The sequence below is a fragment of the Candidatus Marimicrobium litorale genome, from assembly GCF_026262645.1.
Classification (GTDB): Bacteria; Pseudomonadota; Gammaproteobacteria; order Pseudomonadales; family Halieaceae; genus Marimicrobium; species Marimicrobium litorale.
In genome coordinates this window covers 431,573-445,613 of record NZ_SHNO01000001.1, presented here as the reverse complement: position 1 = coordinate 445,613, position 14,041 = coordinate 431,573, and the positions used below count along the sequence as shown (strand labels likewise).

Sequence of the window (14,041 nt, the reverse complement as noted above, 5' to 3'; positions counted from 1 at the left end):
TGCACGGTGCAAGCGTTGAAACCTGCCCCTTCACTGCTACTTGAAAAAAGGCGGGTGATGATCCGCCTCGAATTTACGTTCCCGAGTGCCAGGCACAGGCCTGCCCGATTGCCGCCGCATGCCGCGTAGGTCTCCGGGTATGGGCCTGTGTCAGGCCTTTTCTGCACCGACAACCCACATTGCAAAGAACTGCGCTCCGCCACCATATGCGTGTCCCAGAGCCAGTTTTGCGTCCGGCACCTGATGTTCGCCCGCGTCATTGCGCACTTGACGTGCGGCCTCAGCAAACCGAATCATGCCTGAGGCACCAATAGGGTTTGAAGACAACACACCCCCTGATGGGTTCCAGGGGATATCTCCGCCATCGAGCAATGAGGTAGCGCCCTCCATAGTAAGCTTCCAACCCTCACCTTCAGGCGCGAATCCAAGATTTTCAAGCCACATGGGCTCATACCAGCTAAAAGGGACATAGACCTCCGCAACATCCAGGTCTTTACGCGGATCAGAAATGCCCGCTTGTTTATAGACATCAGCGGCACAGTCGCGTCCCGCCTGCGGATTTACCTCTTCACGACCCGCGTACATGGTTGGCTCGGAGCGCATCGCAACACCGCGGATCCAGGCGGGAGGCTTGGGCGCTTTCTCAGCGAGCTCCTCGTTGGCGATCACCATGGCGCAGGCGCCGTCTGATGAAGGGCACGACTCGAGATAGCGAATGGGATCCCACAACATAAAGGACTCTGCCACCTCTTCCATGGAAATGTCCGGCAACTGAAGGTGTGCCAGCGGGTTGCGCGCACCGTGCAGACGATCTTTTACCGCGACCTTGATACCTACATCATGGGGTGCACCGCTGCGGCGGATGTACTCGCGGATAATAGGCGCAAAGTAGCCGCCAGCACCCGCGTTAAGGTGCGTTGAAAACGGTTGGGGGTTGGACAGGGCCCACATGGCGTTGGACTCTGATTGTTTCTCAAATGACACCGTCAGGACACGTTTAAAGGTACCGCTCTGCACGTGAGAGGCCGCGACAAGAGCCGTCGAACCACCCACAGAACCCGCCGTGTGCACTCGCAACATCGGCTTACCATTGCAGCCCAACGCATCAGTCAAATAGATCTCGGGCATGATAATGCCCTCGAACATATCGGGTGCCTTGCCAAGAATCACAGCGTCGATGTCGCCCCATGTCAGGTCTGCATCATTCAATGCGTTGACCGCCGCTTCACGCACCAGGCCCGCAATAGAGACATCGTTGCGCTTGGTGGTGTAACTGGTCTGGCCAATGCCGACCACTGCTGCCAAATTAGCCATTACGCTACCTCCCCTTTATCGAGTACTGCTACCAGGTTGTGCTGCAGGCAGGGGCCCGATGTTGTGTGAGCGACACCGCGTTCGGCATCACCGGCGACGATGCGATTAAACACCTCTCCTATTCGGGACAGCCCGGAGGCCATCATCAGGTTGCCCGCCAACACTCCTCCGGAGGGATTTATATCGGTATCCTCACTCAGGCCAAGCGCGCGAGAAAGAATCAATTCCTGGTGACTGAAAGGTGCATACAGCTCCGCCACATCCACTTTGCCTTTGCCCATACCGGCGTTTTCAGCTGCTTTACGGGTAGAAACCGAGTCAGTGAGATCACGCATGCCCGGGTTATGGCTTTCAATAATATGGTCAATCCCACTAATAACCGCGTACGGCTTACCCCACGCCTTCGCTTTTTCAACTGTACAGATCACCACCGCACTGGCACCGTCGGAAACCGGACAGCAATCGGAACGCCGCAGTGGCGAAAGATAGGTCTCTTCCGCCAAAATATCATCAGCCGTGACATCGCCCTTCAGCTGGGCGTGCGGATTATTGAGCGCATTGCGCCGCGACCGCGCCACGACTTCCGCCATATCACGCTCAGTAATCAGGCCCTGGTCCAGCATCATACGAGCCTGCATTGCTGCCAGCGAGATTGTGTCCACCCACTGCGGCGCAAGATAGTAAGGATCGAGTTGCTGTGACAATACGATCGGCAGCTCGCCAGGCGACGATTTTCCAAAACCATAGATGAGCGCGGAATCGGCATGCCCCATACGAATCTTCAGAATCGATTCGTACAGCGCCCAGGCAGCGTCCATTTCGACATGGGATTCCTTGATCGGGGGCACCGCGCCCAGGGCATCTACGCCCAGAACAAATGCGAAGGCCGCTCCCTGCAAGTAATCGCAACTGCCAGAACAGACAAAGTCCACATCTTGTGCATTGGTAATACCCACCTGCTCAAAAATCCGTCCGAGCACAGGAATAATCAACTCGACTTCGTTCAGCGACCCCGCATCGGATACACAATCGGACTGCTGATAGCCCACTATTGCAATGTCTTTCATTCTTTAGCCCTCCAGGCCTGTAACCGGTAACTTACCAATTTTTTCGATGGGCACATCCGGCTCATCGATCGGCTTGAAGTACTTGATGTTGTCCATGGCATAGTCCCACTCTGCCTCCGGCTTCCACACCGCCTGCACACGCTGACCTATATGAACGTCCGCATTGTCGCACTCACTCATCAGGTGAATAAAGGAAATGTTGGCACCGTCAGGCACGAGGTTTGCCACGACAAAGGGCGGTTCAATGGGATTACCCGGGATAGGGATAGATACAATTGTGAAAGACTGCACGGTGCCTTTATCGGCCAGTTCCACTTCTTCCTCGGTAGGCACACCGCAGCCGGCACAGGCACCACGCGGGGGCACATAGACCTGCTTACACCTCGGGCAACGCTGCCCGGTCAGTACGCCTTCTTTCACTTTGGCCAGAAACCGCGTCGGCGCGGCCCCAGCGGTAAAATTGTACTTGAGATAAATGGGCACTTCGATGCCGGTAACTACTTCGTTTTCTTCGCTCATGACATAACGCTCCTAGATCAGCTCAAAGCAGCGGATATCGGTGATAAAACCTTTCGTTTCATCAGCCCAGACCGCCCTTACGCGACTACCGGTTGCTACGGTATCTTCGCTGTCTGCTGCAACACAGTGCACCATGGGCACATCTGCGCCATCCAGCTTGATCATCGCCCAGGCAAAGGGCCTGTCCATCGGGTGCGCCTCGCGAGGGTGCTTGACCCAGGCAAAGCTCACGATATCGCCTTCCTGCCCTACGTCGACAAAATCAGAGAGCTCCTCGGCGGTGTCCGGATCATATTCCATGGGCGGCACAATCACCCGGCCGTCACTGGCCTTGATGCCAACGATCTTGCGTTTCTTGAGCTCGGTCAGAAAACGCCCGACGACCGGCCCGGTAGAGCGTGTGTAAGTGAAGCCAAGCTCGAATGCCTGGTTGAGGGTTTCCGGTTGCGACACAGTCCCATACCTCCCTAGTAAATGCGTTAAAGGGATGCCAGTATCGGTGAGGCGTTGACCTCACTCAATGACACAATGGATCATGTACAACTGACATTTCAGATCATTCACGCTGCCTGACCGCTACAACCGTGCTGTCTGGAGCCAAAGTAGGTCAGGGGTTGCCATTCTTGTACCAGCCGCGCCAGAATGCGGTAACGGCGTCCCCGGCGCCTGGAAAAAGCCCATAATACGAGCGCTGGTCGAAAGACCATTCCAATTCAAGCAGGAGTAAATTTATGTCAGTCTCGGCAGCAGGTTACTTGAGAATTTCATCAGCGGATGTCGGCGCCTGGATGGATTTCGGCACGGGAGTGCTGGGACTAATGGATGCGGTAAGGGAGGATGCCGATGGCGCACGTTTTCTACGCATGGACGACCACCCGTTCCGATTCATGATTGAGCCGGGAGACACGGACAAATTACTGGCTGCAGGACTCGAATGCCCAGATCGCCATGCATGGCAGAACACGCTCAACAGACTGGAAGATGCAGGCCACTCGGTCATGGTCGGATCGTCTGACGAAGCAAAACGCCGCTGTGTCACCGAGTTTGCCTCACTGGAGGACCCCGCAGGCAATACACTGGAGTTGTACTGGGGCCGTGAACTGGACTACACGCCGCTGGTGTCGCCCGCCGGGATCCCATTTTTTGTCACCAGCGATCAACAAAGCGGAGACCTGGGCTTCGGGCATATGGTGTTACCGGCCCCGGATATCGAGACGGCGACTGCGTTCTATACGGAACTCATCGGCACTGGCATTACCGACATTTTATACCCACCCGGCATGGGTGGCCTGAAGATCAACTTCATGCACACCAATAACGCGCGCCAGCACTCGATCGCTCTGTTCGGTGGAGAACATCCGCTGGGCATCGTACATATGATGATCGAGGTACCCAGCCTTGACGAACTGGGCCAAGCCATGGACCGGGCCAAGGCCGCGGGTGCGCACTTCTTGGCCACGCTGGGAAGGCATGTGAACGACAACATGTGCTCCGTCTATATTCTCGCCCCCGGCGGTATCGCCGTCGAATATGGCTACGATGGTCTCCTGATCGACCCCGAGACCTACGTGGCCACGGTCAGTTCAGAGGGCGACCTGTGGGGCCACGAGTACAACTTCCCAGGCGTATAAGCGCGAGGCGAGCCCTCGCTCGCGGCGCTACGCGAACTCTGCGGCGCCACTGCTTGCGCCGGTCAACGCGTTACAGCGCGCTGCGGATAGCCTCAACAGAACCAATGGTTTCCATAGCGTCATGCAGGCGCTCAAGTGAGGCCATGACGTAACTAACCGGTTGCCAGGCGTCGCCCATAGCGAGCGTCACGGTCGCGCCGACCCAGACATACGCCGCGTGCCATTGATACTGCTGCCACAATTCTTCCAGTGAAGGCGGTTCAATCCCACGCATCTGCAACTGATTCCGATAGTGCGCCAGCAAATCCCCGGCGGCGTTACGCTGATCATCACTCGACAGTGTGCCCGCGAGGAAATAGCCTATATCCCGCATGGCGGGAGCCTGCGCAACCAGCGCCCAGTCGAGGAACCCCGGTTGGTCGCCGTCATAAAAAAGATTGCCGTCATGCACATCGCCGTGAATCAATGTGGGCGTTCCCCGCCGCCATAACTGATGAATCGCATCAGCCTTCGACAGGTATAGATCAGCCATTTCTCGGAAGACCGCCGGCATGGCGTCAGCGTGTTGATCCAGAGACAGGCCTACCAGTTCAATTGCGATTTCGTGCTGCAAGGGCGGCTCTACCCATGACAAATCGGTCGAGAAACGAGGCGAGTCCCAGTAGGCTGCGTGAAGACTAGCGAATGCATTCAGGACTTGCTTCACGTACTCCAGGGAGTAACGGCTACTGGCATTGTCGAATGTACAGTCGCTATCGACCAGATGCTCAAGCAACATAAGGTAGTCTTCACCCTCTTCGTCACTGTGAGCTGCATAGCTGCGGGGCACTCGCACCGGCACCTCACTGGACAATACCTCGTAGAACAGCGCCTCACGTTTGCCCATGCCCGCAGACGTGACAAATGCACGCTGCATTTCATCCTCTGGCGGAAATTTGGCAAACAGGCGGGGCGGTAGCGTATCGTTCAGGGTGTCCAGCTCGAGTACCGCGCGCCCAGTGGTGCCGTCATGTGCATCGACGACCCTTGTTGCCAGCACAGACGCGCCCAGCAATTTAGAGAGGCGATCGCTCTGCAGCGCCTCGGCAAGAGAGTGCTTAGCAGGGGGTGCCTGACTCACAACTCAGCCCTCGCGTGAAGAGACAGCACTCAGCGCACCTCGACGGTGACAGGAATCCAACGGTTGAGAATATAGCGCAGGGCACCGTTACCTTTCAGCGTAGTCAACGCCTGGTTCAGCGCACCTGCCAATGCGGTGTCGTCCTTACGCACAGCCCAAGCCAGCTGCTCATTTGTCAGCGGCTTATACGTACTGATCAAATCACTGTTATCGGAATTGGTCGCCAGCTGCCAGCTGGTCGGCGCGTCGTGTATGTAGAGATCAATCTCACCCGTGCGCAAGCCAGCGAAAGCCGTATCGGGATTATCATAAAAAACTACCTGCGCTCCGGTGAGTTTTTCCTTGGCAAAGGCAGCTCCAGTTGTGCCTGGCTCGACACCGATGCGAACACCTGATTTATAGACAGACCATGGCTTCGAATAGGTTCCCACCTTTTCGACACTCATGATAGCCATCTGGCCTATTTCCATATACGGCTCGGTGAAGGTGACCTCTTCAGTGCGGGCGGCCGTGATACTCATACCCGTCATGATGATGTCGATATCACCCCTGTTAAGCGCCGGAATCAACTGCTCAAACGGCATTTCGACCAGTGTTATCGGCTTGGCCAGTATATCGCCCACGGCTTTGGCATTATCTGCCTCAATACCCAAAAAACGACCACCCTCCTTGAAGATTAACGGTGGATAATCAGCGGAGACACCCACCTTCAGCGCAGCGGCGGCTGTGCCCGCCGCGCACAGGGCCATAATCAATGCGAACACCAGCGTACGAAACATGCGCTATCCTCAGTTTGTTGGCCAGATAAAAAATGGCAGCCACAATGTAACATCCACCGTAAAGGGAAGAAAGCCACCAACACGCTCTGGGTGATTAGCGCGCTGCCTTGACGATTTGGTCATCGTTTGCCATGCTTCTGACGCCCATGGTAATGGGCAACATACTTCACAACTACAGGATTATCCGCAATGATTAGAGCATTCAAAGCAACCTCCATCCTGCTACTACTCGGTCTGGCAGCCACCTTCGCCCAGGCAGATGAGTACGCCAGCACCATAGAAACATTTCGTAACGCCGGCGAGAGCGGTCAATATTTTGACACCTCCGTCGGTTATGCAGTCTTTCCAACCATCGGTAAAGGCGGCATTGGCATCGGCGGCGCGTACGGCAAGGGACAAGTGTACAAAGGCGGCGAGCTCATAGGAAAATCGAGCATGGCTCAGGCCACTATCGGTTTACAACTGGGCGGGCAGGCGTACAGCCAGATCATTTTCTTCGAAAATGACGCCGCACTCACCGACTTCACAGCGGGAAACTTTGAATTCAGCGCCGAAGCCAGTGCCGTTGCGATCACCGCAGGCGCTTCCGCTACGGCTAGCACCGGCGGTGGCGCATCCGCTGGCGCCAGTGGCGGCAAAAACGATGCCACTACCACTTCTGCGGGCTACCGCAAGGGTATGGCTACATTCACAGTAGCCAAGGGCGGCCTGATGTACGAAGCGGCGCTCGGTGGCCAGAAGTATAGCTACGAAGCTCTCTAGGTAGATATCAGAAAAGAGAAAGGCCGCGTTTTACGCGGCCTTTTTTACCCCAGTGTCTGTGCCTACCATGACTCACCGAAGGGCCGAATAACGACATCGAAGGTCCAGCTAGACTGCGGCTGATGCGCAATATGAAAACATTCGGCGGCAATATCATCCGGGTTGGCGAAAAAATCATCGGCATGATCCGGCAACATTTTTCGTGTCCACGGCACATCGATAGCAGCATCGATCGCTACGTACGCGACATGCACCCCCTTGGGACCCAGCAGGCGCGCCGCGGACTCCAGCAAAATGCGTTGGGCGGCCTTGGTTGGCGCGAAGCTGGCGAAATTAGCGCGGCCGCGGTATGCCGCAGTGTTTCCCGTCGCGAGAATAGCGCCCCTGCCCGCCTCGACCATGGCAGGACCAAAACTCTGCACAAGCTGCAACAACGCCGTCGTATTCACCCTGAAGTTGTGCTCCAGTAGATCAGGATCCAGACTCAGCACATCGCCCGCTCCTCCCCCGACCGCGTTATGAACAACCACCTGCGTATCACCCAGAGAGTTGATTTCGCCAATCGTGGCAGCCAGTGCTTCTCGATCAGATACATCACAGGAAAAAGGCATGGCCCCGGGTACGGCTGTCGCCAGCGCCTCAAGTCGCTCTTCATCGCGCGCGATCATCGCTATCCGATAACGCTCCGAGAATTTCCTCACCAATGCAGCGCCGGTTCCCGGACCCACACCAGTGATCACACATACCGTTTCGCGCATATACAGTCACTCAATGTTAATAGGTAGCCAATCGTTACGCCGGCAGTTTCTCCACCACTCCCTTGTCACCATCCAGCCGTATACGGTCACCCGTTTGGAGATAAACTGTGCCCTCCCGGGTATTTACCACACAGGGCAAGCCGTATTCCCTGGCGATAACCGCACCATGGGACACCGCACTGCCGAGATCAGTCACCAACCCTCCGATTAAACTGAAGTAAGGTGTCCAGCCAATATCAGTGATCGGTGTAACAAGAATTTCTCCCGGCTGCAGAGCGGCGGCCTCTGCCAGAGTGTGGGCGACCCTCGCCACTCCTTCGATCACACCGCGAGAGGCAGGCCGACCGTGCAGGACACCGTCGGCCGAAATCAACGAGCGTTCTTCTAGCGGCTGCGGCGCGCCAACGGATATTTCAGGGAACTCGAAAGACTGCTGGTAATGCAGCGCCTCGCGCCGGGCTAGCGCCTGTTCGACCGCAGTAGAACCAGATCCCGCAACCAATCCGGGAAGTTCGTCAAAACTAAAGAAGTTGACAAGATCGGCCTCGGGCAATGCGCCCTCAGCCTGCAGCCGCTGACCAAGATGCTGGAAGGCTAGCTTAAATTGATGGGCCACAGCAACGAGTTGTGACTTGGTATGCTCGCGACGGCGAATCGCATCATGCGCCTTCGGCAGGACCCAGCGTAAGCCACGGGACAACTGCGACCACTCTATCGATCCTGCCTGTGGCTGGCGGAGCTCCCCGGCAAGCAATCGCGCATTCACTGCGGCCTGCATACTCTGGATCAAAGGCTCAGCACTCTCGCCCCATGCAGGATCACGCATACACAGTTCACGATATCCTCGGTGCCCGTTCTCCTGCAGGAACGTGGCGAAAGCGGGACTTAACTCAGGCTCATTCTGCAGCCAGGCCAGTGCGTCCTCCGGTGTCGCTTCCCTGAAGCGATCAGGCGCGTCAGCGTGCGCTGCAACGCGATCCACCACGGCATCCAGCTTCTCCAACATCACCGCACTTTCCACCCCGGTAGCACCCGACAGCAATCGAACCGCCTCGCTTTGCTCCTCACTCGTACTGTTATTAGATCGTCCAGACACCATGTTCTCGACAATTGATGACAAGAAACCGGACAAGGCCGAAGATTGGATATGAACCGCCATGGCACGATTGAAGAAATCTGCCTTGCCTTCGATTTCAGACCACATCGCTCGGCTACTGTCCTTATGCTCTACTCGGAACGTGGCAAGATCATCGCCAAAACGCTCGACGACAGAGGGCGCTTTCAGGCAATAGCGCAGAAGCCTGGCCGTATTGAATATCCGTCGAGGTAGCGATTGTGGTGGCAACGCCTTCAGTTCAGGAATCACACGACCACACAATGCTTGACCCGTTTGTTCTACGGTAGAACCCAGCACTGCCGAGGACATCACCACGTTACCCGTCAGGTTTAAGAACAAATGACCAAAAGCCCAGGCGGTAATTTGCCAATCTGGCTGAATTCGGGGCCTGGCCCCCACAGCAACCTGCATATGCTGCAACCCGTAATCGATACCCCAGCCAGTAAAAGATCCCGTCAGGGGACATACAGCGCCAGGCATCATTTCGCTCACATTGCTAATAGTGAGCACATCGTCGGGACGCGGTAGTGGGGTATCGAATGCATTAAGGTCCGCGGGTAGCGTCGTCACTGGCCGTGCCTGTAACCAGAAAAGGGTTCCGTCCTGATCGATCGCCCATTCCAAATCCAGAGGCTGGCCCTCGTGGCGCGCAGCGCTGCGTGCACCGACTGCGATCGCCTCGATTTCTGCATCACTGAGCAGTGGTTCTGAACCTGCCAGCTGCCGCCCCAGTATGTGACCACCGCTATCAACGCGATAATGATCAGGTGTCGCCTCACCACTCACGAGTTTTTCTCCTAACCCTGCGACAGCGTCGACCACGAGCAGATCACGGCGCGCGCTCACTGGATCGGCCGTGAATACCACACCCGCTGCCCGCGCATCGACCATCACTTGCACCACGATATTCATACCGACAGACTCAACGTCGGCCTGCTCACGCTGATAACTGTGGGCCCGCTCACTGGAGAGAGAATCGACGCAACGGTCTATTGCTTGCAGCAGAGCGTCCATGCCCTGCACGTTGAGCACTGTCTCGTATTGCCCGGCAAAGGAAGCATCCTCGCCGTCCTCCCCCAGCGCAGATGACCGCACCGCCACCGGCCCGGCCCCGATATCAGCATAAAATTTGGACAGCGCCTCAGGCTGCTCTCCGACGCTCGCGTTACGCAGCACAAACGCAGGAGGAACGGGTAGGCCCATGCTCACGAGACGCGCCAGACCGTAGGCCTTGCCACCCACGCTTGCATCGCGTATTTCGTCTAGCGATAAAACGTCAACACTCACTGCAATACACCTCGCAAAAATAATTCACAATTTCGACCGGCGTAGACGAAGTCATCCACGACCCATAATGGCTGCCTCATCCTGTAGTACGTCATGCACCACAGGATGCGCCTTGACTCTCTCGACGAATCCAGAAAAACAGGGCCAACGAGCAGCATCCAACTCATAGCCTGCGTAGGCAGCGTTAACAAAAGGGCTCATAAGACTCATGTCTGCGATCATGAAATCGCCGAACAGATAGTCCGACTCCGGCACCCGTGTTTCCAGATAATCCAACAAAGGCGGCAACTGCTTGTTAATAATTTTCTCAACAAGCTCCTCATCGGGCTCCTGCTTTAATACCATCGGGCGCATAAAGCGCTGAAAGAAAATACCCGCGGCAAGTTCCGCTATACGGGTGCCTCCCAATTCCTCGTACCAACGGGCCATCGCCCGGTCGCCGCTGTCCCGCGGATACAATGGCGGCTCTGGCTGACTATCCTCAAGGTACTCACAGATAACCGTTGAATCACAAATTGTTAGCGCTCCGACCTGCAGTGTCGGTATCTTACCCAACGGATTTAACCTGCGGTATTCTTCATCTTTTGTGAAAGGCATTTGCTGCAGCTGCTCATAGGAAAGACCCTTAATTTTTAAAGCCACAAGAACCTTTCTTACAAAAGGAGATGCTGAAGCACCGTGCAATACCATCATTTTTAACCTCCTCAATTGACCCGTTTGTGTAAAGCCAACTCAGCTTTATGCGATGGCTGGCCCGCGGCCACTCAAACCACGACCTGTTATCGCTCCCAATGTTATATTTCAATACTGATCAATGGTTCATCTCGCCCAACTACTGATGCTAACGAAAACGCAGTACCTTGTCTTTTAAAGGACGCAACCGCAGATTCAGGAAATCGATAATAAAATTCTGGTATACGCGCCAGGGGAGGCGCCTCCCCTGGCGAGGAAAATTGTCCATAGCACGCAAAACGTAGCTCGATGTGAAGTCGATCATAGGGTCCTCCTCGACTTCACCGCTTGCCATAGTGGGCACAGCCACCGTGGTGCCGGTGCGCCGCATACGATTGAGAATTCGGCATACAAACATAGCAGTAAGATCTGACTTCAATGTCCAGGATGCGTTTGTATAACCGAACACCTGCACTAGGTTAGGCACGTTAGCCAGCATCATGCCCTTGTAGACAAATAGATCATGCGGCTGCATGTCCTTACCATCGACGGTCAAAGAAGCGCCGCCAATGAACTGCATATTCAGGCCCGTAGCCAGCACGATGATATCCGCCTTGAGGTCCTGTCCCGACTTCAGGTGAATTCCCGTTTCGGTAAAATGTGAAATATGGTCAGTTACCACTTCAGCACGCTTGCTGCGAATAGCGTCAAACATATCCCCATCAGGTACAGCACACAGACGCTGGTCCCAGGGGTTATAAGTGGGCGTGAAGTGCTTGGCGATATCGTATTCCTCACCCAGCTGTTTGCGCACCTCTCCCAGAAGCAGCTTTTTCACAAAATGGGGCTTGCGCCGAGACAGATTGAAGATAAATATCTGTAACACAACACGCTTCCATCGCACAAGGCGGTACACCCAGGATGACGGAAGCTTACCGTGCAATTTGCTTGACCAGGAGTCCTCTTCCGGGATCGACGCAATATAGGTGGGGGAGCGCTGTAACATCGTAGTGAGCATCGTGTCCCGAGCCAGTTCCGGCACCAGCGTTACCGCCGTCGCGCCGCTGCCGATAACCACTACCCTCTTGCCTTTATAGTCCAAGTTTTCCGGCCAATGTTGAGCGTGGACAATAGTGCCTCTGAAGTCGTCACGACCCGTGAACTCGGGAGTGTAGCCCTGCTCGTAATCGTAGTATCCGCTGCACATCATCAGGAATCCGCAGCGAAACTCGATGTCCTCTTCCCCCTCCCGCTGCACAGAAACCGTCCAGCTGCTTGTAGCAGATGACCAACTCGCACCGATTACCCGGTGGCGATAGCGTATATGTTGATCAACCGCAGTCTCCGACGCCGTCTCTTTTAGATAGCGCAGTATCGAAGGACCGTCGGCCAGGGCCTTGCGCTCCGGCCAGGGTTTAAACGTGTATCCCAGCGTGTACATATCACTGTCGGAACGGATTCCCGGATAGCGAAACAAATCCCAGGTACCGCCAAGACGCTCGCGGCTCTCGAGCAGCAAAAAACTGCGATCTGGGCACTCTTTCTGGAGATGCCTGGCGCTGCCAATGCCGGACAGACCGGCGCCGACTATCAATACATCCACATACTCTGTGTCAGTCATATCCTAATGCTCTAAAAGCGCGCTGTTCCGGAAAAATCACCGGGGTACTCTGGACTATATGACGCCACCATTCAACCGATTTGCACACGGCGGAGTTTTACCGGGACGCCCGCGTTTAGCGCAGGACGCGCGAACACTGCTCTAGAGTTTTAACGCATGACGAGGGGCACATGAAGAATAATGACACGTGTAAAGCGACCCGGCTTACATCTATAAAAAAAGAAATCGACAATCCGCGCCCGGCGCAGGATTGTCGAGGGTTGGAGCCAGCCTAGCGTAGAGTGCCCACATGAATGTCAACCCGCCGGTTAAGCGCACGGCCTTCTTCTGTCTCATTGGATGCAACGGGGTCAAGCTCTCCCCTGCCCATCACATCGATAATGCTGCCATTAATGCCCCGGCTGACGAGGTATTGATAAACGGCTTGGGCACGTCTCTCAGACAGCTTCTGGTTATACGCCTCGGAGCCCATACTGTCCGTATAGCCTACAAGATCAATATCCTTAACAGACAGGCCCTTGCTCTTTATAAGCTGATCCAACTTCGCGAGCTCCTGCCTACCTGACTCTTTAAGAATGGCTTTATCGAAATCAAACAGGGTAGAAGCAGACACTGAATGTGTCTCATACTCGACTTTCGACAACAATGTATTTGCCACGTAGTTGGTTAGCGCATCGCCCGAGGCCGCGTCGTCCGCCGCTATCGCACTGTCACAACTGTCGGCATCGGTGAGAGCACTTATCATAGCGTCATGTTCTGTATCACTACCGATCTTCACTGTATGCAAACAGAGCTTACCGGGGTGCTCTTTACGTAAAAGAGTCAAACTATCAGCCACTGCATCAGGGTCATCCCAGTTAAAGTCGCTGACAATAATAACCGCCACCTGGCCAGGATCATTGACTGCACCTGCCGCCTCTCCGGGCGCCAGCAAATCGGTATTCAATGACAATGCATCGACGATGGGTGTTGTGCTGGCAGCGCACTCGATGGAACCCAGCGCGCTGGCGAAGTCGGCTTTGTCGTAAGCCGCAGGCCCGTACAACTGGGAAGCTACGCCATAACCAATACAGGTGCCCGTCGCGCCCTTACCAAAGGTGATAATAGCGGATTCAAATTTCAATGGCGGAACCGTATTGTTGAAACTCGCTGTCCAGTCTTGCGCGTCGTAGATCCGCGGACGACCAGAATCGTCATTGTTCATCGACCCCGATGCATCCAGCAAAACAACAAAGGTGTCGGCCCTCTGCACATAACCCGAGAGGTCGATCGCATTCGACTGGGATGCAACGGGTGTATAGGACACACTACTGCACGCTGCGAGCGCGCCGAGCGCAACTCCCGCGATTGGCCGCACCAACACATTCCTCAACATAAAACTCTCCTGTCTCGTC

General features: G+C 55.4%; 13 protein-coding genes. 2 read left to right on the top strand and 11 right to left on the bottom strand.

The features are described 5' to 3' along the window. Positions 1-150: 150 nt before the first annotated feature. Genes EYC82_RS02020 through EYC82_RS02005 form a run of 4 tightly spaced genes read right to left on the bottom strand, consistent with a single transcriptional unit; the run spans position 151 to position 3,353 of the window. Positions 151-1,314 (bottom strand): thiolase domain-containing protein, encoded by a 1,164-nt coding sequence (locus EYC82_RS02020; RefSeq protein WP_279247886.1) that lies wholly within the window; start codon positions 1,312-1,314, stop codon positions 151-153. After that, positions 1,314-2,381, bottom strand: coding sequence for a lipid-transfer protein (locus EYC82_RS02015; protein ID WP_279247885.1), 1,068 nt, complete (start codon positions 2,379-2,381; stop codon positions 1,314-1,316). Before EYC82_RS02015 ends, EYC82_RS02020 begins: the two co-directional genes overlap by 1 nt. Positions 2,382-2,384: 3 nt before the next feature. Next, a complete protein-coding gene (locus tag EYC82_RS02010; protein WP_279247884.1) occupies positions 2,385-2,900 on the bottom strand; it encodes a Zn-ribbon domain-containing OB-fold protein in 516 nt (171 codons plus the stop codon). A 12-nt stretch (positions 2,901-2,912) separates the two neighbouring features. After that, on the bottom strand, positions 2,913-3,353 hold the full coding sequence (locus tag EYC82_RS02005; RefSeq protein WP_279247883.1) for a Zn-ribbon domain-containing OB-fold protein: 441 nt from the start codon (positions 3,351-3,353) through the stop codon (positions 2,913-2,915). A gap of 278 nt (positions 3,354-3,631) precedes the next feature. On the opposite strand from EYC82_RS02005, the gene EYC82_RS02000 reads away from it, so the two are divergent. After that, positions 3,632-4,531: a VOC family protein gene (locus EYC82_RS02000; protein WP_279247882.1), complete on the top strand. Its 900-nt coding sequence runs from the start codon at positions 3,632-3,634 to the stop codon at positions 4,529-4,531. Positions 4,532-4,601: 70 nt separating this feature from the next. Here the strand turns inward: EYC82_RS02000 and EYC82_RS01995 are convergent, their stop codons facing one another. Both EYC82_RS01995 and EYC82_RS01990 read right to left on the bottom strand, forming a co-directional pair. Then, a complete protein-coding gene (locus EYC82_RS01995) occupies positions 4,602-5,651 on the bottom strand; it encodes a phosphotransferase (RefSeq protein WP_279247881.1) in 1,050 nt (349 codons plus the stop codon). 29 nt (positions 5,652-5,680) lie between these two features. Continuing rightward, positions 5,681-6,430 (bottom strand): transporter substrate-binding domain-containing protein, encoded by a 750-nt coding sequence (locus tag EYC82_RS01990; RefSeq protein WP_279247880.1) that lies wholly within the window; start codon positions 6,428-6,430, stop codon positions 5,681-5,683. A 189-nt stretch (positions 6,431-6,619) separates the two neighbouring features. On the opposite strand from EYC82_RS01990, the gene EYC82_RS01985 reads away from it, so the two are divergent. Next, a complete protein-coding gene (locus EYC82_RS01985) occupies positions 6,620-7,192 on the top strand; it encodes a YSC84-related protein (RefSeq protein ID WP_279247879.1) in 573 nt (190 codons plus the stop codon). A 62-nt stretch (positions 7,193-7,254) separates the two neighbouring features. On the opposite strand, the gene EYC82_RS01980 is transcribed toward EYC82_RS01985, so the two are convergent. The 5 genes from EYC82_RS01980 to EYC82_RS01960 form a co-directional block, all read right to left on the bottom strand. Beyond that, positions 7,255-7,950, bottom strand: coding sequence for an SDR family NAD(P)-dependent oxidoreductase (locus tag EYC82_RS01980; protein WP_279247878.1), 696 nt, complete (start codon positions 7,948-7,950; stop codon positions 7,255-7,257). A 34-nt stretch (positions 7,951-7,984) separates the two neighbouring features. Further along, positions 7,985-10,354: a PEP/pyruvate-binding domain-containing protein gene (locus tag EYC82_RS01975; RefSeq protein WP_279247877.1), complete on the bottom strand. Its 2,370-nt coding sequence runs from the start codon at positions 10,352-10,354 to the stop codon at positions 7,985-7,987. A 51-nt stretch (positions 10,355-10,405) separates the two neighbouring features. Continuing rightward, the gene (locus EYC82_RS01970; RefSeq protein ID WP_279250637.1) at positions 10,406-11,044 is read right to left on the bottom strand and encodes a glutathione S-transferase family protein; all 639 of its coding nucleotides are present in this window, start codon (positions 11,042-11,044) and stop codon (positions 10,406-10,408) included. A gap of 151 nt (positions 11,045-11,195) precedes the next feature. Then, on the bottom strand, positions 11,196-12,647 hold the full coding sequence (locus EYC82_RS01965; RefSeq protein ID WP_279247876.1) for a flavin-containing monooxygenase: 1,452 nt from the start codon (positions 12,645-12,647) through the stop codon (positions 11,196-11,198). A 271-nt stretch (positions 12,648-12,918) separates the two neighbouring features. Then, the gene (locus tag EYC82_RS01960) at positions 12,919-14,022 is read right to left on the bottom strand and encodes an OmpA family protein (RefSeq protein ID WP_279247875.1); all 1,104 of its coding nucleotides are present in this window, start codon (positions 14,020-14,022) and stop codon (positions 12,919-12,921) included. Positions 14,023-14,041: the final 19 nt, after the last annotated feature.

What these genes read in the sequence shown, in the direction of transcription:
- EYC82_RS02020 (WP_279247886.1), bottom strand. Translation starts at nt 1,314, where the DNA reads ATGGCTAATTTGGCAGCAGTGGTCGGCATTGGCCAGACCAGTTACACC.
- EYC82_RS02015 (WP_279247885.1), bottom strand. Translation starts at nt 2,381, where the DNA reads ATGAAAGACATTGCAATAGTGGGCTATCAGCAGTCCGATTGTGTATCC.
- EYC82_RS02010 (WP_279247884.1), bottom strand. Translation starts at nt 2,900, where the DNA reads ATGAGCGAAGAAAACGAAGTAGTTACCGGCATCGAAGTGCCCATTTAT.
- EYC82_RS02000 (WP_279247882.1), top strand. Translation starts at nt 3,632, where the DNA reads ATGTCAGTCTCGGCAGCAGGTTACTTGAGAATTTCATCAGCGGATGTC.
- EYC82_RS01990 (WP_279247880.1), bottom strand. Translation starts at nt 6,430, where the DNA reads ATGTTTCGTACGCTGGTGTTCGCATTGATTATGGCCCTGTGCGCGGCG.
- EYC82_RS01985 (WP_279247879.1), top strand. Translation starts at nt 6,620, where the DNA reads ATGATTAGAGCATTCAAAGCAACCTCCATCCTGCTACTACTCGGTCTG.
- EYC82_RS01980 (WP_279247878.1), bottom strand. Translation starts at nt 7,950, where the DNA reads ATGCGCGAAACGGTATGTGTGATCACTGGTGTGGGTCCGGGAACCGGC.
- EYC82_RS01970 (WP_279250637.1), bottom strand. Translation starts at nt 11,044, where the DNA reads ATGGTATTGCACGGTGCTTCAGCATCTCCTTTTGTAAGAAAGGTTCTT.
- EYC82_RS01965 (WP_279247876.1), bottom strand. Translation starts at nt 12,647, where the DNA reads ATGACTGACACAGAGTATGTGGATGTATTGATAGTCGGCGCCGGTCTG.
- EYC82_RS01960 (WP_279247875.1), bottom strand. Translation starts at nt 14,022, where the DNA reads ATGTTGAGGAATGTGTTGGTGCGGCCAATCGCGGGAGTTGCGCTCGGC.